General features: G+C 70.4%; 25 protein-coding genes. 10 read left to right on the forward strand and 15 right to left on the reverse strand.

What is annotated here, in order from left to right:
• Positions 1–54: 54 nt before the first annotated feature.
• A complete protein-coding gene (locus tag DEIMA_RS15255; protein WP_013558178.1) occupies positions 55–1,245 on the reverse strand; it encodes an MFS transporter in 1,191 nt (396 codons plus the stop codon).
• A gap of 57 nt (positions 1,246–1,302) precedes the next feature.
• On the opposite strand from DEIMA_RS15255, the gene DEIMA_RS15260 reads away from it, so the two are divergent.
• Genes DEIMA_RS15260 through DEIMA_RS15270 form a run of 3 tightly spaced genes read left to right on the forward strand, consistent with a single transcriptional unit; the run spans position 1,303 to position 3,440 of the window.
• On the forward strand, positions 1,303–2,196 hold the full coding sequence (locus DEIMA_RS15260; protein WP_013558179.1) for an MBL fold metallo-hydrolase: 894 nt from the start codon (positions 1,303–1,305) through the stop codon (positions 2,194–2,196).
• A gap of 57 nt (positions 2,197–2,253) precedes the next feature.
• A complete protein-coding gene (locus DEIMA_RS15265) occupies positions 2,254–2,922 on the forward strand; it encodes a Dps family protein (RefSeq protein ID WP_013558180.1) in 669 nt (222 codons plus the stop codon).
• Between the two features lie 2 nt (positions 2,923–2,924).
• The gene (locus DEIMA_RS15270; protein WP_013558181.1) at positions 2,925–3,440 is read left to right on the forward strand and encodes a DUF4385 domain-containing protein; all 516 of its coding nucleotides are present in this window, start codon (positions 2,925–2,927) and stop codon (positions 3,438–3,440) included.
• 12 nt (positions 3,441–3,452) lie between these two features.
• Here DEIMA_RS15270 and DEIMA_RS15275 read toward each other — a convergent pair whose 3' ends face one another.
• Entirely contained in the window at positions 3,453–3,968 is a 516-nt protein-coding gene (locus tag DEIMA_RS15275) for a GNAT family N-acetyltransferase (RefSeq protein ID WP_013558182.1), read from the reverse strand.
• A 94-nt stretch (positions 3,969–4,062) separates the two neighbouring features.
• Here DEIMA_RS15275 and DEIMA_RS15280 point away from each other — a divergent pair, with 94 nt between their 5' ends.
• Positions 4,063–4,722 carry a metallophosphoesterase family protein gene (locus tag DEIMA_RS15280; RefSeq protein ID WP_013558183.1) on the forward strand — a complete coding sequence of 220 codons (660 nt, stop codon included), beginning with the start codon at positions 4,063–4,065 and terminating at the stop codon, positions 4,720–4,722.
• A 37-nt stretch (positions 4,723–4,759) separates the two neighbouring features.
• Here DEIMA_RS15280 and DEIMA_RS15285 read toward each other — a convergent pair whose 3' ends face one another.
• Complete coding sequence (locus DEIMA_RS15285; protein WP_013558184.1) at positions 4,760–6,493, reverse strand: M3 family oligoendopeptidase; 1,734 nt, start codon at positions 6,491–6,493, stop codon at positions 4,760–4,762.
• Between the two features lie 78 nt (positions 6,494–6,571).
• On the opposite strand from DEIMA_RS15285, the gene DEIMA_RS15290 reads away from it, so the two are divergent.
• Positions 6,572–7,036, forward strand: a complete 465-nt coding sequence (locus DEIMA_RS15290; RefSeq protein ID WP_013558185.1) for a flavin reductase family protein — start codon at positions 6,572–6,574, stop codon at positions 7,034–7,036.
• 32 nt (positions 7,037–7,068) lie between these two features.
• Here DEIMA_RS15290 and DEIMA_RS15295 read toward each other — a convergent pair whose 3' ends face one another.
• Genes DEIMA_RS15295 through DEIMA_RS15305 form a run of 3 tightly spaced genes read right to left on the reverse strand, consistent with a single transcriptional unit; the run spans position 7,069 to position 8,974 of the window.
• Positions 7,069–7,797 carry an SIR2 family NAD-dependent protein deacylase gene (locus tag DEIMA_RS15295; RefSeq protein WP_013558186.1) on the reverse strand — a complete coding sequence of 243 codons (729 nt, stop codon included), beginning with the start codon at positions 7,795–7,797 and terminating at the stop codon, positions 7,069–7,071.
• On the reverse strand, positions 7,797–8,297 hold the full coding sequence (locus DEIMA_RS15300) for a thioredoxin-like domain-containing protein (RefSeq protein ID WP_013558187.1): 501 nt from the start codon (positions 8,295–8,297) through the stop codon (positions 7,797–7,799). Before DEIMA_RS15300 ends, DEIMA_RS15295 begins: the two co-directional genes overlap by 1 nt.
• A 47-nt stretch (positions 8,298–8,344) precedes the next feature.
• Positions 8,345–8,974 (reverse strand): hypothetical protein, encoded by a 630-nt coding sequence (locus tag DEIMA_RS15305; RefSeq protein ID WP_013558188.1) that lies wholly within the window; start codon positions 8,972–8,974, stop codon positions 8,345–8,347.
• 70 nt (positions 8,975–9,044) lie between these two features.
• On the opposite strand from DEIMA_RS15305, the gene DEIMA_RS15310 reads away from it, so the two are divergent.
• Positions 9,045–10,487 carry a sigma 54-interacting transcriptional regulator gene (locus DEIMA_RS15310; protein WP_013558189.1) on the forward strand — a complete coding sequence of 481 codons (1,443 nt, stop codon included), beginning with the start codon at positions 9,045–9,047 and terminating at the stop codon, positions 10,485–10,487.
• A gap of 425 nt (positions 10,488–10,912) precedes the next feature.
• Here the strand turns inward: DEIMA_RS15310 and thyX are convergent, their stop codons facing one another.
• The 5 genes from thyX to DEIMA_RS15335 form a co-directional block, all read right to left on the reverse strand.
• Positions 10,913–11,668 (reverse strand): FAD-dependent thymidylate synthase, encoded by a 756-nt coding sequence (gene thyX, locus DEIMA_RS15315; RefSeq protein WP_013558190.1) that lies wholly within the window; start codon positions 11,666–11,668, stop codon positions 10,913–10,915.
• Between the two features lie 120 nt (positions 11,669–11,788).
• Positions 11,789–13,741, reverse strand: a complete 1,953-nt coding sequence (locus DEIMA_RS15320) for an APC family permease (protein ID WP_013558191.1) — start codon at positions 13,739–13,741, stop codon at positions 11,789–11,791.
• Between the two features lie 119 nt (positions 13,742–13,860).
• A complete protein-coding gene (locus tag DEIMA_RS15325) occupies positions 13,861–15,045 on the reverse strand; it encodes a DUF418 domain-containing protein (protein WP_013558192.1) in 1,185 nt (394 codons plus the stop codon).
• Positions 15,046–15,055: 10 nt separating this feature from the next.
• Positions 15,056–15,637 (reverse strand): TetR/AcrR family transcriptional regulator, encoded by a 582-nt coding sequence (locus DEIMA_RS15330; RefSeq protein ID WP_013558193.1) that lies wholly within the window; start codon positions 15,635–15,637, stop codon positions 15,056–15,058.
• Positions 15,638–15,975: 338 nt separating this feature from the next.
• A complete protein-coding gene (locus DEIMA_RS15335; protein WP_013558194.1) occupies positions 15,976–16,455 on the reverse strand; it encodes an EVE domain-containing protein in 480 nt (159 codons plus the stop codon).
• A gap of 73 nt (positions 16,456–16,528) precedes the next feature.
• Here DEIMA_RS15335 and DEIMA_RS15340 point away from each other — a divergent pair, with 73 nt between their 5' ends.
• On the forward strand, positions 16,529–17,599 hold the full coding sequence (locus DEIMA_RS15340; RefSeq protein WP_013558195.1) for a S1C family serine protease: 1,071 nt from the start codon (positions 16,529–16,531) through the stop codon (positions 17,597–17,599).
• 26 nt (positions 17,600–17,625) lie between these two features.
• Here the strand turns inward: DEIMA_RS15340 and DEIMA_RS15345 are convergent, their stop codons facing one another.
• The 4 genes from DEIMA_RS15345 to DEIMA_RS15360 form a co-directional block, all read right to left on the reverse strand.
• A complete protein-coding gene (locus DEIMA_RS15345; protein WP_043816835.1) occupies positions 17,626–17,892 on the reverse strand; it encodes a suppressor of fused domain protein in 267 nt (88 codons plus the stop codon).
• Positions 17,893–18,184: 292 nt separating this feature from the next.
• Positions 18,185–18,928 (reverse strand): chlorite dismutase family protein, encoded by a 744-nt coding sequence (locus DEIMA_RS15350; protein WP_043817476.1) that lies wholly within the window; start codon positions 18,926–18,928, stop codon positions 18,185–18,187.
• A 101-nt stretch (positions 18,929–19,029) separates the two neighbouring features.
• Positions 19,030–20,055 carry an aldo/keto reductase gene (locus tag DEIMA_RS15355; protein ID WP_013558198.1) on the reverse strand — a complete coding sequence of 342 codons (1,026 nt, stop codon included), beginning with the start codon at positions 20,053–20,055 and terminating at the stop codon, positions 19,030–19,032.
• Positions 20,056–20,139: 84 nt separating this feature from the next.
• On the reverse strand, positions 20,140–20,589 hold the full coding sequence (locus tag DEIMA_RS15360) for an ASCH domain-containing protein (protein WP_013558199.1): 450 nt from the start codon (positions 20,587–20,589) through the stop codon (positions 20,140–20,142).
• A gap of 149 nt (positions 20,590–20,738) precedes the next feature.
• Here DEIMA_RS15360 and DEIMA_RS15365 point away from each other — a divergent pair, with 149 nt between their 5' ends.
• From DEIMA_RS15365 to DEIMA_RS15375, 3 genes are read left to right on the forward strand one after another with little or no spacing between them, the layout of a single operon-like run.
• The gene (locus tag DEIMA_RS15365) at positions 20,739–21,413 is read left to right on the forward strand and encodes a hypothetical protein (protein ID WP_013558200.1); all 675 of its coding nucleotides are present in this window, start codon (positions 20,739–20,741) and stop codon (positions 21,411–21,413) included.
• A 17-nt stretch (positions 21,414–21,430) separates the two neighbouring features.
• A complete protein-coding gene (locus tag DEIMA_RS15370; protein WP_013558201.1) occupies positions 21,431–21,793 on the forward strand; it encodes a VOC family protein in 363 nt (120 codons plus the stop codon).
• A 40-nt stretch (positions 21,794–21,833) separates the two neighbouring features.
• Positions 21,834–22,562, forward strand: coding sequence for an HAD family hydrolase (locus DEIMA_RS15375; RefSeq protein WP_013558202.1), 729 nt, complete (start codon positions 21,834–21,836; stop codon positions 22,560–22,562).
• Positions 22,563–22,570: the final 8 nt, after the last annotated feature.

Raw genomic sequence — 22,570 nt, forward strand, 5'->3', positions numbered from 1 at the left:
ACAGCAAGGCGGGCCGGGGAGCAATTCCCCGGCCCGCCTTGCTGCGGGTGACGCTCAGGCCTCCTGGGTCTGCTCAGGGTCCTTCACGGCAAGGAGCAGGCCGGCGGCGCTCAGGAGGCCCAGAAGCATCAGCGTGATCCACGGGAGGGCGGGGAGGTGCAGGCGAGCGCCCGCGTCGATGAGGGTGCCGCCGATGAGGTTCCCGACGGCGCCGCCCACGCCGAGGCTGAGGGCGCCCACGCCGAAGTAGCTGCCGTACAGGCCCGGGCGGGCGAGGTCGGCGGTGAGCGTCTGTTGCGTGGGGAACACCAGCATGGTGCCGAGACTGAACGCGGTGACGCTCGCCAGCAGGGCGGGAAGCGTATGCGCGAAGCTGACGCTGCCGAGCGCGAGGGCCGTGAGGGTAATGCCGCCGACCAGCACGAGGCGCGGCGGGAAGTGCCGCGCGGCGAGGCGCGTGAGGGGCAGCTGCAGGAAGACGGCGAGGCCGGCGTTCAGGGCGTACACGAGGCTGGGCGCGCGGACGCCGCCGAGGTGCACGGCGAGGAGCGTGATGGCGACGTTCAGCTGCGTGCTGAGCAGGAAGTAGCCGCTCATGAGGGCCGTGAAGCCGAGGAAGCGGCGGTCGCGGAGGGGCACGGCGAGGGCGCTGAGGCCGCCGCGGGCGTTCGCGGCGGGGCGCATGGCGGGGAGGGTCGCGGCGAGCACGGCCCACGCGAGGACGTACACGCTGCCGGCGGCGACGGCGACGATGCGGAAGTCGACGTCCGCGAGGAGGCCGCCGATGAGGGGGCCGGTGACCATGCCGAGGTTCCCGGCGACGCCCATACGGGCGAACATGCGTGGGCGGTCCGGTTCGGGCGTGAGGGTGGTGGTGGCGGCGTTTTTGGGCGCGTCGAACAGGCTGCCGCCGAGGCCCGCGAGGACGCTGGCGGCGAGCAGGACCGGGAACGTCCCGGCGAAGCCCATCCACGCGAAGCCCAGCGCGCGGATCAGACAGCCGGCGAGGATCAGCCCGCGCGGGCCGAAGCGGTCGGCGAGGGCACCGCCGAGGACCGTGAGGCCCTGCTGCGTGAGCTGCCGCGCGGCGAGCACGGCGCCGATGCTCGCGGCGGCCCAGCCGAGGCGGTCGACGTAGTGCACGGTGACGAGCGGGATGACCATGAAGAACCCGGCCCACATCAGGAAGTTCGAGAGCAGCAGGGCGCGTTGCGGCGCGGTGACGGGCGAGGCGGGCGTGGACACGTGCGTCAGCGTACGCCTGTTGGCGAGGGCGGCGGTGTCGCCCGGTACGCTGCACCCATGACGGAACTGGTGCAGTTGGGGGCGGGCGCGTGGGCGTTTCTGGGGGCCGTGAACAGCGGGGTGCTGGAGGACGGCGTGGGCGGCGCGCTCATTGTGGATACGGGCCTGGACGAGTCGCACGCGCGCAAGCTGCTGCGGGCCGTGGCGTCGGCGGGCCTGACGCCGCGCGCGGTGCTGAACACACACGCGCACGCGGACCACATCGGCGGGAATGCATTCATCGTGGCGCGCTTCCCGAACGTGGAGGTGTTCGCGCCGCCGGTGGAGGACGCGCTGATCCGGCATCCGGAGCTGGCACCGCGCGTGTTGTTCGGGGCGCGCCCGCCGGCGGCGCTGAGGGGGAAGTTCCTGCTGGCGCCCGCGAGTCCGGCGGTGCCGCTCGGGGCGGGTGAGGTGACGCTCGCGGGCGTGCCGGTGGAGTTGCGAAGCGTGCCGGGGCATGCGGGGGCGCAGGTCGCGGTGCAGTTCGGGGAGGTGCTGTACGCGGCGGACGCGCTGTTCGGCGCATCGGCGCTGGCGAAGCATCCGCTGACGTTCTGCGTGGACAGCGCCGCGCAGAAGGCGAGCGCGGCGGCGCTTGGGGCGTTGGCGGGTGTGGGGGTGGTGCTGCCCGGTCACGGCGCGCCGGTGCCGGACGTGGCGGACCTGGCGCGCGTGAACCTCGCCGCGTACGCGCGCACGACCGACGCGGTTCGCGCGGCGGTGCAGACGCCGTGCACGACCGATGAGGCGCTCGCGCGCGTCGCGGACGCGTTCGGGGTGGTCATGCGGGACATGGCGGGCGTCGTCCTGAACCGCGCGGTGGTGAGCGCGCACCTCGTGGAGTTGCAGGAGGCGGGCGCGGTTCACGCGGACGTGCGGGCGAACCGGCTCGTGTGGGTGGGAGCGTGAAGGTTCCCTTACGGGCGCATCATCCTGGCGTTTTGAGGGGCGGGTCACACTGGGCGCATGACCAAAGGCCGCAAGAAGTCCGAGACGAGCACCGCCAGCAAGAAACCCACCAAGAGCCGCGCCGCCGCGCGTGACGAGCAGGACACCGACGTGATCGCGGCCGGCACCACGAATGACCTCGCGGAAAACGAGAGCGGCACGCAGACGGACGCCGCCCACATGCAGGAGGCGTTCTCGCAGCTGGTGGACCACAATTACCTTGACGAGAACGGCTTCAACCAGGTCGCGGAGACGCTGCAGCGCAACATCGCCACGACGATCAGCCTGTACCTGAAGCTCAAGAAGTTCCACTGGGACATCCGCGGGCGGTTCTTCCGGGAGTTGCACATCGCGTACGACGAGTTCATCGCGGAGATCTTCCCCAGCATTGACGAGCAGGCCGAACGCCTCGTGATGCTCGGCGGCAGCCCCGTGGCGTCCCCGGCGGAAATCGCGCGGTACAGCGCCGTCGAGGTGCCGAGCGAAACGATCCGCGACGCGCGCACGCAGCTGCAGCAGCTCCTCGCGGACTTCACGCGCGTGGCGCGCAGCTACCGCGACGACAGCCAGACGGTCGATGAGGCCGGCGACCCGGCCACGGCGGACATGTACAACGGCATCCTGCACGTCATGGACAAGACCCGCTGGATGATCCAGGCGATGCTCGACGACGGCCGCCTGGACTGACCGTGGCGGGCCGCGCGCCGGGCGCCTCGCGCAAGTTCGATTACACCCTGGACTACGCGCACCTCGACCTGCGCGCCCACCCGGAGCTGTACCGGGTGGGCGTCGGGGAGCAGGGGGTGCTGCTGGTCGAGCCGTACAAGAGTGAGCTGCTGCCGCACTGGCGCTTCCGCACGCCCGAGGTGGCGCGCGAAAGCAGCGAAGCGCTGTACGCGATGTTCCTCGCGTACCTGGACGCGGACGATTTCGTCGGGGCGGACATGGCGCGCAAATTCATCCAGATGGGCTTCACGCGCGCGCGGCGCTACGCGAACCACCGTGGCGGCCGGAAGTACGCGGGGCCCGTCCCGGACGACAAGAAGGGGCAGAGTGGCGCGCACGGCCGCGCGGAGCGGCCACGCGACCCGGAGGACCCCGTGAAGGCCGAGGCGGCGCGCATCTTCAAGGCGAAGTGGGACGAGGCGAAGGCGCACCCGAAGTACGTGGAGCTTCAGCGGGCGCACCGCGCGAAGTACGGCTAAGCGCCCCCGTTCTCAGGGGCGCGCCAGCGTCCATTGCAGCAGCGGTCCGTCGTCCGGTTCGCTGCGCGCGCCCGTCTGCCGGAAGCCGACCTTCTGCAGGACCCGTTGCGACGCGGCGTTCTCCGGCGTGGTTTCCGCCGTGACGGCCCGGATGACGTCCTGGGAGAGCAGGTGCGCGCACAGCGCCCCGACCGCTTCGGTGGCGAGGCCACGTCCGCGCGCGTCCGGGGTCAGGCCGTACCCGATTTCCACGTGGCCGGCGGCGTCCGGGCCGCCCTTCATGCCGAGCTGCCCGACCGCCTCATGGGACGCGCGGTCCACGAGCGTGTACTGCCCGGCCGTGAACTGGGCGCGCAGCAGGACCGGGAACAGCGCGAGCGCGTCGCCGGGCCAGGCGCTCGGGAAGTGCACGGGCACGCCGTCGAGCGTCATGCGGAACGTGTCGTGCGTGAGGCGCGCGCGCACCACGTCCAGGGAGGTGGGCAGCAGCCACAGGCGCGGCGTTTCCAGCCGGTCGGACACAGTCATGCCCGCAGGGTAACGCGCCGGGCGTCTGGACCGCGTGGCCCGCCCGGGCACGCCGACGCGTACAATGCCTGTCACGACCGCAACCTGGACCGTCATGACCGAGACGCCCCCACCCTTACGACTGCTGCTGCTGGCTGATTACGTTCACCCGTTCGTGTACCGCGAGGGCTTCCCGCAGGGCGTCCCGAACGTGGACGTGGTGCTGGTGGCCGGTGACGTCCCCGGGTACTACCTGGAGTTCATCGCTACGAAGTTGCCGGTGCCGGTGCTGTACGTGCCCGGCAATCACGCGAACGAGTACGTGAACGAGGGGGACGGGCGGCGCGAGCCGCGCGGCGTCACGAACGTGCATGGCCGCGTCGTGACCGCCGCGGGCCTGCGCGTGGCCGGGTGGGGGGGCGTGCCGAAGTACCGCGAGAAGGGCGACGGGCAGTACACGGACTGGCAGGCCCGCTGGGGACTGGGGGTGTTGGGGGTGCGCGCGGGCCGCGCGCCCATCGATGTGCTGCTCACGCACGCGCCGCCGCTCGGGCCGCACGCGGGCAGCGACCACGCGCACCGCGGGTGCCCGCACATCACGGCGTTCGTGCGCGCCCGGCGGCCCCGCCTGGTCGTGCACGGCCACATTCACGAGTACGAGGGCAAGAAACTCGAGTACACCGATGAGGCCAGCGGCGCGCGCGTCGTGAACGCCTACGGGTACCGCGTGCTGGAATTGCCCGCTCGCGCCGCCGACGCGCAGTCCGCGCCCTGAGGCGGGGGCCCGGCCGGGCCCCCGTGAACGCCGCCGGTCAGTGGCGCGCGGTGGTGTCGCTCAGTTTGGCGGTGGCGAAGTCCATCAGGCCGCGCAGGTACGCGCGGTCGAAGCGGAACTCCAGGCCGGCGGCGCGGTACAGGTCAGGCACGCCGACGCTGTTGCCGAGGCGCAGCGCGGCCTTGTAGCGGGCCAGGGCGGCGGGCGCGTCGTCGAGCGCGCCGCGCCACAGCGCGAGCGCGCCGAGGTAGCACATCGCGTACTCGAGGTAGTAGAAGGGCGCGCGGAAGATGTGGTAGTACTGCCAGCCTTTGGCGCGCATGTGGTCCATGTTCAGGCCGTCCCAGTCCACCCACGGGTGGAAGGCGCGGTCCAGTTCCAGCCATTTCGCGTCGAGGTCCGCCACGCTCACGTCTTCGGGCGCTTCGGTGTACAGCCAGTGCTGGAAGGCGTCCATTTGCGCGGCCCACGGCAGGAACACGATCAGCCCCTGGAGTTGCTGTGTGAGGACGCGCGCGCGCTCCTCGGGTGTGTAGATGTGGCTCATGTGGTCGAGCGTCAGGAACTCCATGCCCATGCTGGGAATTTCGACGAACTCGATGGGGCTCCAGGTGTTCCATACGAGGCGTTGCGACTGGCCGCTCGCGAAGCCGTGGAAGGCGTGCCCGGTTTCGTGCATCAGGACGTTCACGTCGTTGGCGGTGCCGACGACGTTCATGAGCACGAACGGGACGGCGCGGCGCGGGAAGAACGCGCAGTACGCGTGGCTCATCTTGCCTTCGCGGCTCTCGAGGTCCATGTAGCCGGTACGGAGCGTGCGGAACTGCTCGCCGAGTTCGGCGTCGAGCGCGTCGAAGGTGCGCTGCGCCTTGTCTTCGAGGTCCGCGCCGCCGCTGAAGGGTTGCAGCGGTTCACGGCGGTGCGGGTCGAGGAGCGCGCCGCGGTGGTAGTCCCAGGGGCGGACGGTGTCGAGGTTCAGGGCGGCGGCGATGTCCCGCACAATAGTCGCGGCGAGCGGGACGGCTTCGGTGCGGATGGCGTCGTGGAAGTCGAGGCAGTCTTGGGGGGTGTAGTCGACGCGGTCGAGTTCACGCCAGGCGTACGCGCGGTAGTCGCTCAGGTCGGCGTTGCGGGCGAGCTGGCGGCGCGTGCGGAGCAGCTCGAGCATCAGCGCGTCGAGGTCCGCGGCGACGCCCTGTTTGCTGTCGGCGAGGGCGCGCCAGGCGCGCTCGCGGGCGTCACGGTCGGGCCGTTCGAGGTGCTGCGTGGCCTGCGGGACGGTGAGGTCCTCGCCGTTCAGGTGCACTTTCTGGTTGCCGGTGATGACGCCGTAGCGGTTCATCTGCGCTTCGTGTGTGACGCCGAGCTCGACGTTCGCTTCGCGGAACAGGTCGGCTTCGTCGCGGAAGCGGCGGTACGCCTGCGCGAAGTCCGGCGCGGGCGTGAAGTCCGGCACGGCGAGGAGTTTTTCCTTGAGCGCCTGGTTGAGGCGTTCGGCCTGCGGCATGACCGTTTCGAGGAAGGTCATGAGGCGCGTGCGGGCGTCGTCATCGCCGGTGTGCAGGTCAGCGTAGACGCTGAGGCTGGTGCGGGCCTCGCCCATGTCGGCACTCAGGTCACTCCACGCCTGCACCCACTCGGGCACGGTTTCGGCGCTGAGGGGCGCGTCGAGCAGGGCCTGCGCGCGGTCCTGGTACGCGCCCCAGGTGGCGAGGTGCGGGTCGAGCGCGAGCGTCTGGTCCACCAGCGAACGTTCGGTCGGTTGTGTCATGCGGGCAGTGTAACGCGCGCCGTTTTCGCCTCCGCCGAATGGCGGAGGCGGCGCGGGGTGGTGTGCGATACTCCGCGTATGGGCATTCCCGCGCATGAATTCCGTCAGACGCTCGGGCGTTTCGCGAGCGGCGTTACCGTCATCACCGCGGACCACGGGGGGGAGCGGCGCGGCATGACCGCGAGCGCGTTCCTGAGCGTGAGCCTGGAGCCGCCGCTGATTCTGGTGAGTGTCGCCACGACCGCACAGATGCACGCGGTGCTGGACGGCGTGGACCGCTTCGGGGTAAGCATCCTGCACGCCTCGCAGCGCGCGCTCAGCAACCACTTCGGTGGGCGCCCGGACAGCGCGCTGGACATCCCGTGGATGGACCACGAGGGCCTGCCGCTCATCAGCGGCGCGATTGCGCAGCTGGTGTGCCGCAAGGTGCAGGTGGTGCCCGCCGGGGATCACACGCTGTTCATCGGCGAGGTGCAGTACAGCCGCTACACGGACGATGACCCGCTGGTGTACTTCCGCGGGCAGTACCACGAGCTCGGGTGAGGGTTGGGGGCGCCGCGCAGCGCCCCCTCTCTTTACGCGTGCAGGAGCTGCTGAAGGCCTTCGCCCGCGCGTTCGTGCAGGGTCAGGGCCGCCCAGGCGCTCAGAGGCGTGCGTTCCGGGTTGATCTCGATGATCGTCCCGCCGGCCTCGGCGGTGAGCAGCGCGAGGCTCGCAGCGGGCTGCACGACGCTGCTGGTGCCGATCACCAGGGCCACCTCGGCGCTTTCGAACGCGCGCGCGGCGGCATCGAGCGCAGCTTCGGGCAGCAACTCCCCGAACCACACGACGTTCGGGCGCATGCGGTGCCCGCAGCGGGCGCACGCAGGCGGCGGCGTGAAGGCGTCCGGGTCCGGAAGGGCCTGCACGTACCCGCAGGTTTCGCAGCGGGCCGTCGTGAGGTTCCCGTGGAGTTCCACGACGCCCACGCTGCCCGCGCGGGCGTGCAGGCCGTCCACGTTCTGCGTGACGAGCGTGAACCCCTCGCCCACGCGCGCCTGCAGGGCGGCGAGCGCGGTGTGCGCGGCGTTCGGGCGGGCGCGCGTCACGTCCGCGTACCGGCCCGCGTACCACGCCCACACGGTGTCCGGGTCGCGGGCGTACGCGTCCAGACTGGCAAGGTCCTCCGGGCTGAACCGCGCCCAGTGGCCCGTCTGGGCGTCGCGGAACGTCGGGATGCCGCTTTCCGCGCTGACGCCCGCGCCCGTCAGGACCGCCACGCGGCGCGCGGCGCGCAGGGCCGTGCGGGCCGCCGCGAGGTCCATCAGTCGCCCTGCGTGCCGTTGAAGCCGGTGCAGCTCGCGCCGCGCTCCGGCGCGTTCGAGCCCTGCTCGTACTTGTCGAGGAACGCCTTGAGGCGGTTATCGTCCGCACTGTCCACCGCGAGCTGCGCATTCCACGCGCTGATCACGACCGGGTGCGGCAGGTCCGGGTAGGGGCTGAGGAGCGCGTAGCTGTGGCCGTCCACCAGGGTCTTGAGTTTCGCGATGGCGTCCGCGCCGAGGTCCGCGCGGTACGTGACCCACACGGCGCCGTGCTCCAGGCTGTGCACGCCGTACTCGTTGTAGATGGGCTGGTCGTACACGGCGCACGTCTGCCACGTCGGGTTGTGCGGGCCGCCGGCGGGAGGCGTCTGCGCGTACTGAATCTGGCCTTCGCGGTGTTCGCCGCCCTTGTAGTCGAAGGTCTGGACGCCCTCAATGCCGCCTTTGTTGCAGGCGGCGAGGGAGACGGCGAGCGCGGTCAGGAGGAACGTGCGTTTCATGTACGCCTTAGGGTAACAGGTGCGTGTGAGGCCGCACGTCCCGGGCGCTACCGCACCAGCAACGGGTTGAAGTCGGTGTCCCAATCCAGCGGGTCAACGCCCGCGCGGCGTTTCAGGCGCCGCGCCAGGGCCGCGCCGAGCGGCGCGAGCAGCAGCGCCACGAACGGCCACGGCGTGAGCGCCGGCATGACCGCGCCCAGGGCCGCGCCCGGCAGCGCCCCCAGCAGCAGCCGCACGGTCAGGCGCGCGCCCCCCAGGAACAGCTTGAGTTTCGCGGTGGCGAACGCCACCAGAAACGCGCCGAGCAGCACACCGAGCGTGCCCAGCAGGGCCGCGTGCACCCCGGACGTGTCGAGCGGCGCGCTGCGCAGCGCGAACGCGAGCGCCACCGGCACCCCCGTGAGCGCGTGCGCCGCCACGCCGCGCCACGCCACCGGACGCGTCCGCGCGTACCCGTACGCGTCCGTGTGCACCGCGAGCAGCAGGAGCGCCAAGGCGGACAGGCCCGCCGCCAGCGCCCCACCCGGCGCCCACGGCAGCGCGCGCAGCACGCCCGCGACCGCCAGCAGCCCCGCGGCCGCCCAGCCCATGCGGCGCTCCGCGCGGGACGACGCGCCGTTCAGGCCGCCCAGCGACAGGTTCGGCACGCGGGACGGCGGTGGGCCAGGGCGGAACATGCGCTCAGGCTAGCGCACGCGAACATCCGGCACAGTTCCGCGCGAACGCGGATGGTACGGTGCGGTGGTCATGCAAGCCAACACCGTCGGTGAACTGCTGCAACTTCCCGCCTACCAGGGCCGCGCGCCGTTCGACGGCCGCACGCGCCTCGTGCAAGACGAAGTCCGTGACAACCTCATCCGTAAACTCCGCGCGAAGGAGAACCTCTTCCCGGGCGTCGTCGGCTACGACGAGACCGTCGTGCCGCAACTCGTGAACGCCCTGCTGGCCCGGCAGAACTTCATCCTGCTCGGCCTGCGCGGCCAGGCGAAAAGCCGCATCCTGCGCGCCATCACGAACCTGCTCGACGAGACCGTGCCCGCCATCAACGCGAGCGACATCAACGACGACCCCCTCAACCCCATCAGCGCGCACGGGCAGGAGCTCCTGCGCGAGTACGGCGACCGCCTGGAAATCCGCTGGATTCCCCGCGAGGAACGCTACGTCGAGAAGCTCGCCACGCCCGACGTGACCGTCGCGGACCTGATCGGCGACGTGGACCCCATCAAGGCCGCGCGCCTCGGCACCGCCCTCGGCGACGTGCGCGCCATGCACTTCGGGCTGCTGCCGCGCGCGAACCGCGGCATCTTCGCCGTGAACGAACTCGCGGACCTCGCGCCGAAAGTGCAGGTGGCGCTGTTCAACATCCTCCAGGAAGGCGACGTGCAGATTAAGGGTTACCCCGTGCGCCTCGAACTGGACGTGATGCTGGTGTTCAGCGCGAACCCCGAGGACTACACCGCGCGCGGCAAGATCGTCACGCCCCTCAAGGACCGCATCGGCAGCGAAATCCGCACGCACTACCCCCGCACCGTGGACCTCGGCATGGACATCACCGCGCAGGAAGCGTACCGCGACCCCAGCGTCGTCGTGCCGACCTTCATCGCGGAACTCATCGAGGAGATCGCGTTCCAGGCGCGCGAGGACAACCGCGTGGACAAGCTCAGCGGCGTGTCGCAGCGCCTCCCCATCAGCCTGATGGAACTCGCCAGCGCGAACGCCGAGGTGCGCGCCCTCACGGGCGGCGACGACCCGGTCGTGCGCGTCGCGGACATCTACGCGGGCCTGCCCGCCATCACCGGCAAGATGGAACTCGAGTACGAGGGCGAACTCAAAGGCGCAGAGAACGTCGCCCGCGAGGTGATCCGCAAGGCCGCCGGGCAGGTGTACGCGCGCCGGTTCTCGTCCGCGGACACGCGCGACCTGGAGAAGTGGTTCGCGGACGGCAACGTGTTCCGCTTCCCGCAGGCCGGGGATGCGCGCGCCGCCATGAGCGCCGCGCGGGACGTGCCGGGCCTCGCAGACCTCGCAGTGGACGTGGCCGGTGACGCGCGGGACGCCGTGCGCGTCGCCGCTGCCGAGTTCATCCTGGAAGGCCTGTACGGCCGCAAGAAGCTTTCCCGCGCGGAGGAGAGCTACGCCGCGCCGGAACCCGAGATGAAACAGCCAGGCCGCGGCGGACGCTGGAACTGAGGCAAGCGGCAGGGGGCGGCGCTGACGGCGCCGCCCCCGCTTGTGCCTGTGCGTGGCGGCAGTTCAGTGTGCCGGGAGGGCGGAGGGCCACGCAGCGCGGGGAGCGCGAGGGGCGTCCCGCACGCCTGCCCGGGCCGTTCGGCATGGTCGAATGGCTGCTCCGCGTGCCGACGCCGCCCCTCCTGGCAGCCCACCTGTAGCAGTCGCGCGCCGGACCGCTCGGTGAGCGCCCGGATGCTCGGTTCGCTGATCCCGCGGTAGAAATCTCCAGCACAGCCGTCGCCTGGTAGCGAGCGTGGTGGCCAGGACGGTCTTGCCGGAGGCAGGCCACTGACGGCCAGCAGAAGTGGGGGCACGCCTCCGTATGGCAGGAGGGGGTCGTTGCGGCGTGTGGCAACGGCCCCCTCCTGCGTGCTGCGGCCTGTTCAGTGCTTCTGCAGTTCGCGCCAGGCGCTGAAGGTGACGGGGAACAGCGGTTCGGCGAGTTCCGCCATGGCGCGGGCGTACAGGCGCGTCTCGTACTGCGCGCCGTTGTGGTCGCGGAGTTCGAGGAAGTGCAGCAGGCTGCGGACGTTGAAGGTGTAGTACGACTCGGTGTAGAGCGCCTGGGGGAGCACGCCGCGCGCCTGTTCGCGGGTGACGCCGAGGGTCAGGAGGTCCTGGTACGCGCCGAAGGCGTTCCGCCAGGCGTCCGCCCAGACTTGGGCGGCTTTGCCCTGGTCGAGGGTGCCGTCGTCCTCGACGCTGGCCTGGCGGTTGCTGGGGGCCTGCTTGCGGAATTCGGTGGGTTGGTAGCCGCGTTCCTGCATTTCGACGTAGCGGCCGCTGATTTCGTTTTTGCTGACGCCGACGCGGTGGCGGACCATCTGGCGGTCCACGAAGATCGGGCAGACGACCTTGAAGGTGATGAGGTTGTGCTCGAAGGGGCTGCCGTGGTGCTCGCGCAGGAGGTAGCGGAGGAGTTTCTCGTCGCGCGCGTCGAGGGGTTTGGTGTTGTCGCCGCCGAAGCTGACGCGGGCGGCGTTGACGATCATTTTGTCGTCGCCGATGTGCTGGACGAGGGCGACGCTGCCGATGCCGTCACCGAGGGGGTAGAGCTGCTGGGCCTGGGGGTCTGCGGGGGCGGGGTGCTGCGCGTCGAGGGTGTCCACCATAACCTTAATATTCTTCACGCTGCTCATGTTCTCCGGGTGAGTATGTTGCCCTCTCCCCCGCTCGCAACCACGGGAAATCCCGGTGGGCGCGGCGTCCAAATGATGAGGAGCGCCTGCCGGGGCGCTCCTCGGTGACCCGCGCTGGCGTTACCCGCCGACGTGCACGACCGGGCGGCGTTTCTGGTCGGGTTCGGCCTGCCGGAGCACTTCGTGCGTGAGCGGCGGGATGTCCCCTTCCCCGGCCACGATGAAGCGCAGGGCGTTCTTGATGGGGCCGTCCTCGTCCCATTCGAAGTACACGTGCGGGGGGATGCCGGTGATGTCGCGGACCTGCAGCAGGAACGCCGCGATGGTGTTCGGGACGCTCGCGCCGCGCGCGCGCAGCACCTGGTACTGCCCGACGGCGACGCCCTGCACGTCCACGACGTCGCTGAAGGCGCTGGCGTCGCTGACTTCCACTTCGAGGAACAGGACGGGGTCGCCGCCGGGAATGTGCGTGTCGTACCGCACCTCGAGTTCCTTGAGGCGGTACTCGTCGGTGTCGCCGGCGTCGAGGTGGTTGGCGATGAACCGCAGGGGACGCTCGCCGTGCTGCAGCAGGAAGTACTGCGCGGTGTGGTCCAGTTCGACGCGGTCGGCGCGGAGTTCGGTGGCGCGGACGACACGCGAGGCGATGCTGACGACCAGGATGGCTGCGACGAACAGCAGCGCGATGTACAGGCCCTCGGGGCGTTCGGCGATGGTGACGACGCTGGTGTAGACGAAGATCAGGCTGATGAGCGTGAAGGCGACGCCGAGGCCGCGTTCGCCGTTACGGTAGCAGCTGAGCGTCACGGCGATAGCGGCGCTGGTCATGAGGGCGAGGACGCCGGTGGCGTACGCGCCGGCCTGGGCGTCCACGTTCGCGCGGAACGCGATGGTCACGAGGAAGCACACGCCTGTGAAGAGCAGGACGAGGGGGCGGTTGGCGCGGGCCCAGTCGGGGGCCATGCCGTAGCGGGGCAGGTAGCGCGGCACGATGTTCAGCAGCCCTGCCATGGCGCTCGCGCCCGCGAACCACAGGATCAGGATGGTGATGGCGTCGTAGGCGGTGCCGAACACCTCCCCGAGGCGTTCGTGCGCGAGGTATGCCAGCGCGCGCCCGCTCGCCTCGCCGCCCGGCTGGAACTGCTCGGGCGGGATCAGCAGGGTCGTCACGAACGACGAGCCGATCAGCATGACGCTCATGATGAGCGCGGCGGTGGTCAGGAGCTTCTTGCCGTTGCTGATGCGTCCGCGTGGGTTGCTTTCGGTGTCGCTGCGGTCGCCCTTGACGAGGGGCATGACGACCACACCGGTCTCGAAGCCGGACAGGCCGAGCGCGAGGCGCGGGAACACCAGCAGCGCCGCGCCGATCAGCGCGAGCGGGCTGGCGTACGTGGTTGTGAGGGTGTGCGTCCAGTTGCCGATCAGGCTGGGCTGCGCGACGACGAGCTGCAGGGCCTTGCCGACGACGATGACGTTCATGGCGAGGTACACCATGACGAGCGCGACGGCGATGCCGATGGCCTCGTTGAAGCCCTTGAGGAACACTGCGCCCAGCAGCGCGATGAGCGCGAGCGTGATGGGCATCTGCCAGCCGTCCAGGAGGCGGTGCAGGAACGGGTTCTCGACCATGTGGGCGGCGGCGTCGGCGGCGCTCAGCGTGATGGTGATGACGAAGCCGGTCGCGACGAAGCCGATGAGGCTGAGCACGAGGACCTTGCTGGGCCAGAACGACAGCAGGCGTTCGAGCATGCTGATGCTGCCGTCCCCGTGAGGGCTTTCGCGGGCGACGCGCCGGTACATGGGGAGCGCGCCGAACAGCGTCACCAGTACCAGCACGAGCGTCGCGATGGGTGAGAGGGGGCCGGCGGCGAGGGCCGCAATGCCCGGCTGGTACCCGAGCGTGCTGAAGTAGTCCACCCCGGTCAGGCACATGACCTTCCACCATGGGTGCTGGTGGTGCTGCGCGTGGACAGCGCTCTCCTGTTCGTAGAATCCTTCTTGTTTCGCCTGGGCGGTGTCCGCCTGCAGGAGCCAGTGTTTCAGGCGGGTTCGCCAGGAGTCTGCGCGGGTCATAAGCTGAATGCATTCTGGACGATTCGGTGGTGGGGCGTGAGGGCGCCTTGAGGTATCCGGCGGCGCGTTCCTTCATGCTCGGTGGGCCGGGCGGCGTGGGGCTGGGGGGGTACTGGAGGTCAGGTGGGGCGGGCGCGGCGGGCGAGGGGCGGCCACGTCCAGAGGGTCAGGGCGCGCAGCAGCCATTCGAGCGGGCCGTACTGGGCGCGGTGGAGCCACGCGGCGCTCAGGCGCAGTTGCGCGGCGTAGATCAGCAGCGCGAGGGCGGCGACGGTGGCGATGCCGAGTTGGCCCATCAGGCGCAGACCGTACGCGTGGAAAATCAGGGCGCACGCGAGGGACTGCAGGACGTAGTTGCTGAGGGCCATGCGGCCCGCAGGGGCAAGGCGCGCGACGAGGGTCGGCCACGCGCGGGCGGCGCGCAGGAACAGCGTGACGTACGCGGCGCTCAGCAGCGGCGCGGTGAGGGTGTCCACGGCGAACCCGGCGGTGGCGAGGGCGGACGGCACGGGGGCGTGGACGGTGTAGGTGTAGAACGCGGCGCCGAGCAGGCCGACCGGGAGCATAAAGCGCAGCGCGCGGGTGAGGGCCGCGTCGTAGTCGGTCCAGCGGGCGAGAAACTGGCGTTTCCCGGCGGCGAGGCCCAGCAGGAACATCGCGAGGGCGCTGGGGCCCTGCAGGGCGATGAGGGTGGGCCAGACGGTCTGCCATTCGCGCCAGTGCTGCTGGACGGTGCTGACGATGGTGCCCGTGAAGCCCTGCAGGGCGCGCTGCGCGTCCGCGTTTGACGTGAGGGCGGACGCGCTGGGGCTGAGCGCTTCGAGGGCGCTCAGCCCCAGCCACACGGCGCCGCCCGTGAGAATCAGGGCGGCGCCGGTGCGGGCGGCGCGTCTGGGCGTCCAGTGGCGGACGAGGAGCAGCGCGATGCCCAGCGCGGCGTAGATGGTGAGGATGTCGCCGTGGTAGAGCAGCAGGGCGTGCGCGGCGCCAAACAGCAGCAGGCCGGCGTGGCGGCGGAGCATGCGCGGCGCGAAGCGGTCGCCGGCGCGCTGGGCGGCGTTCATCTGCAGGGTGAAGCTGTACCCGAACAGGAACGAGAACAGCAGGTAGAACTTCGTTTCGAACAACAGTGTGATCAGGGCGTACGCGGCGGCGTCGAGGGGGGTGCGGACGGCCGGGTCGGGCATGCCGGTGGCGTAGTAGGGCGTGGCGAAGGTCAGGATGTTGACGATCAGGATGCCGAGCAGCGCGAAGCCGCGCAGGGCGTCCACGACGTCCAGGCGAACGGGGGTGGTGGGGGGCATGGGGGCCTCCTTACGGGGTGAGCAGGCGCCGGACCTGTTGCGTCCAGAGGGGGCGGATGTCGATGTCTAGGCCCATCAGGACGGCGTTGCTGAGGCCGTCGAAGGTGAAGGCCAGCCAGGCGGCGTGCGTGTTCACGTCGAGGGGCGGGAGCGCGCCGAGCTGCACGCCGTGGCGCAGCAGGTCCCGGAAGCCGTCATGGTAGCCGCGGACGAGATCGCGCAGGGCGTCGGCGTAGCGGGGGTCGCGCAGGCCGAGCGCGAAGTACTCGTGGAGCACGCGCGAGAACATGGGGTGGCGTTGCTGCTCCTCGATGGACGCGGCGCCGTCCTCGGCGAGGCGGTCGAGGAAGTTTCCGGGGGTGTACGTGGCCCAGGCGAAGGTGGCAGGGAATGCGGCGGCGCGGCAGACCTCGTGGAACAGGGCGCGCAGCAGGTCGTCCTTGGAGGGGAAGTAGTGGTAGAGGGTGGGTTTGGCGATGCCGACGCGCCGCGCGAGCTCCGCGAGGGCCATGCCGTCCAGCCCTCCTTCAGCAATCAGGACGTACGCTTTTTCGAGAATGCGCTTGAGTGTTTGTTGTCCATCTCTTGTCATGAATGTCCTCTCTACCGTACGGTCGGTAGAGAGAGCATAGACCCTGCCCTTCTGCGCCACCACCCCCGCCCCGCAGGTGTTCCCTCATGCCCACCAACAACACGCGCTCCGCCGAAGCGGAGCGCGAGATCAACAGAAGAAAGGAGGGTTACTTGCGGTTCGAACGCACGCGCACAGGCACCAGGGCCCGTTCAGCGCGCGGCGCCGCGCGGTGAGCGACGAGAGCCAGGACCACGACCACGCTCAGCAGCAGAAGTTCCATGCCGTATTCTGCCGCGCGGCGCCTCACAAATCCGTGACAATTGCCCTACACCCGTCCTGGCCGCACACCAGCACCCCTACCACGCCCCCGATGACACGCCCACCGCCTCCAGCGCCGCCCGAAATTGCAACGCTGTCACAGGCAGGACGCTCAGCCGCGTGCCCCGCTGCACCAACGGCGACTCCGCCCACGCCGGCAACGCCCGCACCTCTGCCAGGCTCAGCACCCGCGGGAACGCCTGCACCGGCGCCACATCCACCATGCTCCAGCGCGGCTCCAGCGCACTGCTCCGCGCATCGAAGTACGCGCTGCCCGAATCGAACTGCAGGTCATCCGGGTACGCCGCGCGCACCACCCGCGCCACGCCCGCCACGCCCGCCGGCGTGGCGTTCGAATGGTAGAACAGCGCCAGATCCCCGACCTCCATGGCCCGCAGGAAATTCCGCGCCTGATAATTCCGCACGCCGTTCCAGGGCTCCACCCCCACCCGCTCCAGGTCGGCGTACCCGAACACGTCCGGCTCGCTCTTCAACAACCAGTACTGCACGCCCCGCATGCTAGAGCACCCACACGCACTCGGGGACATGCCTCACGCTCGCGCGCGCAGCAGGCCAGTACAGTGAACGCATATGCGCCGCACGCCGTGGCTGGTGATCCTGCTCCTGCTCGCTCTGGGGGCGTACCTCGCTCCCGAGCGGGCGTCGTCGCCCTTCACGACGAACATCCGCCTCACGCCGAACCCACAGGTGGTCGGCGCCGAAGAACTCCCCACCGACACGCGCGCCCTGTTCCAGAAGTCGCGCCCCGCCACCGTCCGCGTCACCACCCTCACCGACGCGGGCGCCATCGGCATCGGCACCGGCTTCTTCGTGAACGACGCCGGCCTGCTCCTCACCGCGTACCACGTCGTCGACGGTGGCCGCCTGTTCACGGTCACGACCTTCAGCGGCCAGAAGTTCAGCGCGGACCTCATCGGCTTCGACAACGCCGCCGACGTCGCCCTGCTGAAAATCCGCACGCGCGGGAAGGTCCCGTACCTGAACGTCACCACCCGCGCGCCCCGCGTGGGCGAGCAGGTCCTCGCCATCGGCAACAGCCGCGAGCAGTTCCTGCAACCTCGCCGGGGCCGCCTGCTCAGCCTGAACGCCGACGCCGGCGAAGCGGACTTCCCGGACGGCACGCTCGAAATGAGCGCGCCCCTCGCGCCCGGCGACAGCGGCGGGCCCATCATCGACGGGAATGGGGAGGCCATCGGCGTCGTCAGCTACATCCGCGTGAACAGCCAGGACGAGACGCTCGCGTCGTACGCCGTGCCCGTCACGCAGAACGGCGCGCTGTACCGCAGCCTCCGCTCCGGCGAGAAGAAGGACGTGCCCGCCATCGGCATCGCGTTCGACCGCACGCACGACGGCGTCACCGACCCGCCCGGCGCGGTCATCTCGCTCGTGCCGCGCGGCGGCCCCGCCGCGCGCGCAGGCCTGCGCGCCCCGAAACTCGACGCGGACGGCAACGTCGTCCGTTTCGGCGACATCATCACCGCCGTGGACGGCACCCGCACGCGCAGCGCGAACGACGTGATCTTCGAGATTCGCCGCCGCCACATCGGCGAAACCGTGACGCTCACCGTGCAGCGCGGCGACCAGAGCCTGCGCGTCCCCCTGAAGCTCGTCGCGAAGGGCAGCATCGCCTACGAGGAGTAACGGCAGGCGGCGCCGCTGCCCGGGCTTCAAACCACCAGGGCACGCCGGAAATCGTGAACGGCCGGTTTCCGCTCGGAGCCCAGGACCTCGACCGCGTCCGGGCCGGCCTGCCGGATGAACTGATGCTCGGACTCGTGCGCCGGGAACACCCAGAACACCTGCATGCGCGCCGTGAGCGTCAGGATCTGGCCGTACGGGTCGGTGATGTAGATGTTCAGGTCGTTCTCGTACGGGTACGTGAAGTACACGCTGTGCATGGGTGAACCGCCGCCGATGCCGGTCTGGCGGTTCACATACAGCCCGTCCCCGGCGCTGTACGGCTGCCGCGTGACGTGCGGGCTGGCGCAGCCGCGCGCGAGCAGGGCACGGGCACGTCCCAGGGAGGCCGTGCATGAGCAGCTCCTGACGTACGCCGCGCGCGTCGAGGTGGTCGGCCCTGAGGGGGCTGGACTGGTGGGCGTGCCGAGTCACTGGAGGGAACGCTCCCGGACGAGCGTTCAGGGGGCCTTGTGCTCGTTGAAGTCGTTCGTGGGCGCTTCAGCGAAAGGGGGGCCCGGCGCGCCGGGCCCCCTTTCCGGGTGGGGGTCAGGCGAGGTCGTTCAGGAGGTCCGGCAGGGCCTTTTTCACGCAGGTGAACATCGGCACGTCACGCAGGGTGTACATGCTCGCCTCGGTGTAGCGGAGGCGGTGCACGAGGTCCACGAATTCCTGCGGGTGGTCACTGTCGAAGCTCACGACGAACTCCTGGTCGTCGATGCCGTAGCTGTAGCTGGTGTTGATGCGCACGCCCTTAAACGGCGTGGACGCGAAGATGTGCTCGTCCATCATGCCCTGGCGGGAGTGCGGCGTGAGGTCGTACCACGCGCGCGTCTTGATGAACGGGTAGATGAACAGGAACTGCCCCTGGCCGGGCAGGATTTCCAGGCCGTGGCCGCTGCCTTCGACGCGGTTCACGTACTGGCTGCGTTTGTTCATGCTGACGTAGTTGTACGGCTGCGTGAGGTACCCCATCAGGCGCGTGCGGTTGAGGCGCGCCTGGGCGTCCTGGAAGTCGCGGACGTCGAACGCGATGCGCCACAGCATGAAGTCCACGTCGCCGCGCACGCCGGTGAGGCTGTACGTACGCTGGATGAGGCCCTTTTCGGCGCTCTGGTCGAGCCAGCCTTCGGCGGCGGCGAGGAATTCGGCTTTGATGTCGGCCTGCTCGTCGCGGGGGAGGCGGCGGAAGGCCGGGTCGAGTTTGAAGAAGGCGTAGTTGAGGAACTGGCGGTTCGCGCGGTCCGGTTCGCGTTGCGTGACCTGCCCGCTGGGGTCGAGGTCGACCATCATTTTGGGGCGGCCGCCGGGCGCGCCGGTGGGGCGACCGCTGCCGGTGGCGGGCGGGGTGCCTTCGGCGCTTGGTTCGGGACGCTGCGGTTGACGTTCGTCGCTCATCGGATGACCTCGCCGATCAGGTTGGTGTTCAGGCCGAAGTTGTCGGCGTACAGCACCTGGATGCTGTCGTAGTCGGCGTCGGTGAGGGGCGCGACGTCGAAGGTCGCGGCGTACTCCTCGAGGCCCTTCTCGTCGTAGATGTTGGGCAGGACGCTGGCCATGGCGGGGCTGTGCAGTGCGAACTGGATGGCGAGCTGCCCGATGGTGCGGCCCTGGCCCTGCACGAACTGCGCGTTGAGCTGCTCGACTTTCTTGAGGCCGTCTTCCATCCAGGCTTTGCGGCGTTCGTTGGTGGTCAGGCGCCAGTTGCGGTGGTCGCCGGGTTCGAATGTCGTGTCGAGGGTCATGTAGCCTTCGAGCAGGCCGGACGCGTGGGGCACGCGGGCCATGACGCCGACGCCTTCGGTTTCGGCGACGGGCAGGACCTGCTCACCGAGGACCTGTTCGAGCAGGTTGTAGATGATTTGGGTGGGCGCTTTGCGTTCGCGGAGGCTGGCGATGCCTTCCTCGATTTGGCGTTCGTTGAGGGCCGGGCCGAGGGCGGTGCCGTACGCGCGGATCAGGCCCTCGTGCTTGAGCTGTTCGAGTTCCGCCCAGAGGTCGTCCTGGCGGATGGCGTCGAGGCGGCAGTTGTGCAGCTGGTAGTAGTCGATGTAGTCGGTGCCGAGGCGCTTGAGGCTGCCTTCGAGGGCCTTGCGGAGGTACTGCGGGGTCCAGTCGTGCGGGCGTTCCTGCTGGCCGGGGCGTTCGGGGTGGGTGTAGATGTCGTACCCGAACTTGGTGCCGATGACGATCTTTTCGCGCACGTCCCCGAGCGCTTTGCGTTGGATTTCCTCGGCGCGGCCGGAGGCGTACGTGTCGGCGTTGTCGAAGAAGGTGATGCCGAGGTCGTAGGCGCGTTGGAGGAGGCGCACGGCCATATCTTCGTCCTTGACGCCCCACCAGGTGGTGCCGACGGTCCAGACGCCAAAGCCGACGGCGCTGAGGGTCAGGTCGGTGCCGAGCAGTTTCCGGTATTCCATAGCTGCACTATAGGAGGTGGTCGGGGGGACAATGCACCCTGACCGAACGGTCGGGAAGCCGCTCAGGGACGGCATTTTCGTGGTTCAGGGTCGCGCGTGGATGACCTCGAAGCGTTCGCACAGGACCTCCTCGTCGTCCGTGAAGGGGCGGTCGGCGCGCTGCCGGGTGAAGTACCGGCGGTGCGCCTCGCGCCAGGCGTGGAGGGTGCGGTCATCCTCGCCCTCGTCGTACGCGAAGGCGGCGTCCACCTGCAGGAACGGCACGCGGCGCAGTTCGGTCGTGCGGATCAGTGCGGCGGGTTCGCCGGCGCCGTTCAGGACGACGCTCAGGTCGCCGGGCGCGATGGTGGCGCTTTCCGGCGGCCAGGTGCAGGTCGCTGTTTTCAGGCCGCGCAGGACCAGCTGCAGGAGCGCGTCGGCGAGTTGCGGGTGGTCGCCGAACGCGAACACCTCTTGGACGGCGGGGAGGGCACCGAGGTGCTGTTCGGCCTCGGCCATGAAGGCCTGCACGGCGGGCGTGAGGGTGGGGGGCATGGACGCACGGTAGGGGGCGGGGGGGCGCGCGCGCATCCGCCAGATGCACCGCCTGCATACGCTTGACGGCGCGCGCATACCAGGGTATCTTTAAGACATCACCGCCCTTCGGGGCGGCTTTTTCATGGTGCCTCGCGTACTGTGAGGGCATGACCGTCCCGCTGGACTGGATGCTGCCCGCGGCCCTGCTGGTCGGCGTACCGGCGCTGGGCGTCGGGCTGCTGATCGCGTGGGTGCTGCGGCGCGTGGCGCGCGCGAACAGCGGGCCGGGCCGCCGCGCGTTCCGCGAGGAAGCGCTCGTGGCCCTCGGCGCGGAGCGCGCCACCCTCGCGCCGCTCGCGTCGCCTGAGGCGCTCACGGGGCGCGGACGCGTGCGCTTCACGGAAGCCGGATACGTCAGTGCCAGCGGGGACCTGCAGGACGTACAGGGGCAGATCGTCGCGCACTACCGCCTGCGCTGGGGCGCGGGCCCCATGGACGCTGTCGTCACCACCCGCGAGCACACCTGGACGTTCGCGCAGGACGCGGGAGGGGCGACGCAAATTCTCCTTGATGAGCAGGAGTTCGGGTGGGTGCAGGGCGCGCGCCTGCTGAACGCGCACGGCGCGGAGGTGGGCGCGCTCGGTCCGGCACGCGGGGGTTGGCGGGGCGTCCACGTGCGCGGGCACGCAGTTGCCGTGCTGGGCGCAGCCACGAGCGGCGCGCTCGTCCGGGGCGTGCCGACCACCCTGGAGGCCGAGGCCCGCCTGTGGATCACGGCGCTCGCGCTGCGCGTCGGCGTGGAGGCGGCCCGTAACGCCACGGGAACCACGGCGGCCCTCTGAGGCGGTACCCTGCGGGCATGTTGAAGCACGTCTCGTTCCTGACCCGCGATGCAGACGCCACCCTCGCGTTCTACACGCTGCTCGGCGCGGTCACCGAGAAGGACGTCCTGACGACCGAGGGGTTCCGCCGGGTGGTGCTCGCCTTCACGGGGGGCGGGCGCCTGCAGTTCTTCCAGGTCGGCGGGGAGACGCCCACGCCGCACCCGGCGTGGCAGGAGCACGTCGCGCTGGTTGTCCCGGACCTGCGCGCGCGCGTGGACACGCTCCGCACGCAGGGCGTGACGTTCACGCGCGCGCTGACGCTCAGTCCGGGCGGGCGCGACCTGGCGTTCGTCCTCGACCCGGACGGACGGCAGGTGGAACTGCTGCAGGCCGATTGACGGATGCAGCCCGGCCTCGCGCGTGCCAGGATGCCCCGCCATGTTGAAGGTGTTTCTGGATGACGGTGGCGTCCTGAACGACAACGCGCGGCGCGCGCCGCAATGGGCGGCGCTGATCGGGCCGTACCTGGCCGGCAGGTACGGCGGTGAGGCGAGCGAATGGGCAGCGGCGAACGCCCGCGTGGCCCCGGCCCTGTGGGGGCGCCTGCGCGCGGACACCGACCCGCACGGCGGCTGGGCGAAGTTCGAGGCGCAGTACGCGGCCCTGTGGGTGCGGGGGATGTTCGCGGCAGTGGGACGGACGCCCCCGCCCGGCGCGGACCTCATCGGCGTGCAGCGCGCCGCGTACGAGGCGGTCATTCCGCACGTGCACGCGGCCATTCCCGGCGCGGTCCAGGCCGTGAAGGAGGCGTACGCGCTGACCGGGCCGCTGTTCATGGCGTCCGGCGGCGCGAGCTGGGAACTGGAAGGGTACCTGGCCAGCATGGGCGAGGGCGTGCGGTCGCTGTTCGCGGAGCGCCTGCACGGCGCGGACCTCGTGGACACCCTCAAGGAGGGCGCCGCGTACCACCCGCGCGTGCTTACGGACGCGGGCGTGCGCCCGCAGGACGCGGTCGTGGTGGATGACCGCGCGGACTGCGTGTCGTGGGCCCGCGCGGCAGGCGCGCGGGCGGTGCTGATCGCGCCCGGCGGGACGGCGCACGCCAACGCGAACGCCGTCATTCCGCACCTGGGGGCCCTGCCGGCGCTGCTGCGCGCCTGGGCCTGAAGACAAGA

The sequence above is a fragment of the Deinococcus maricopensis DSM 21211 genome, from assembly GCF_000186385.1.
Classification (GTDB): domain Bacteria; phylum Deinococcota; class Deinococci; order Deinococcales; family Deinococcaceae; genus Deinococcus_B; species Deinococcus_B maricopensis.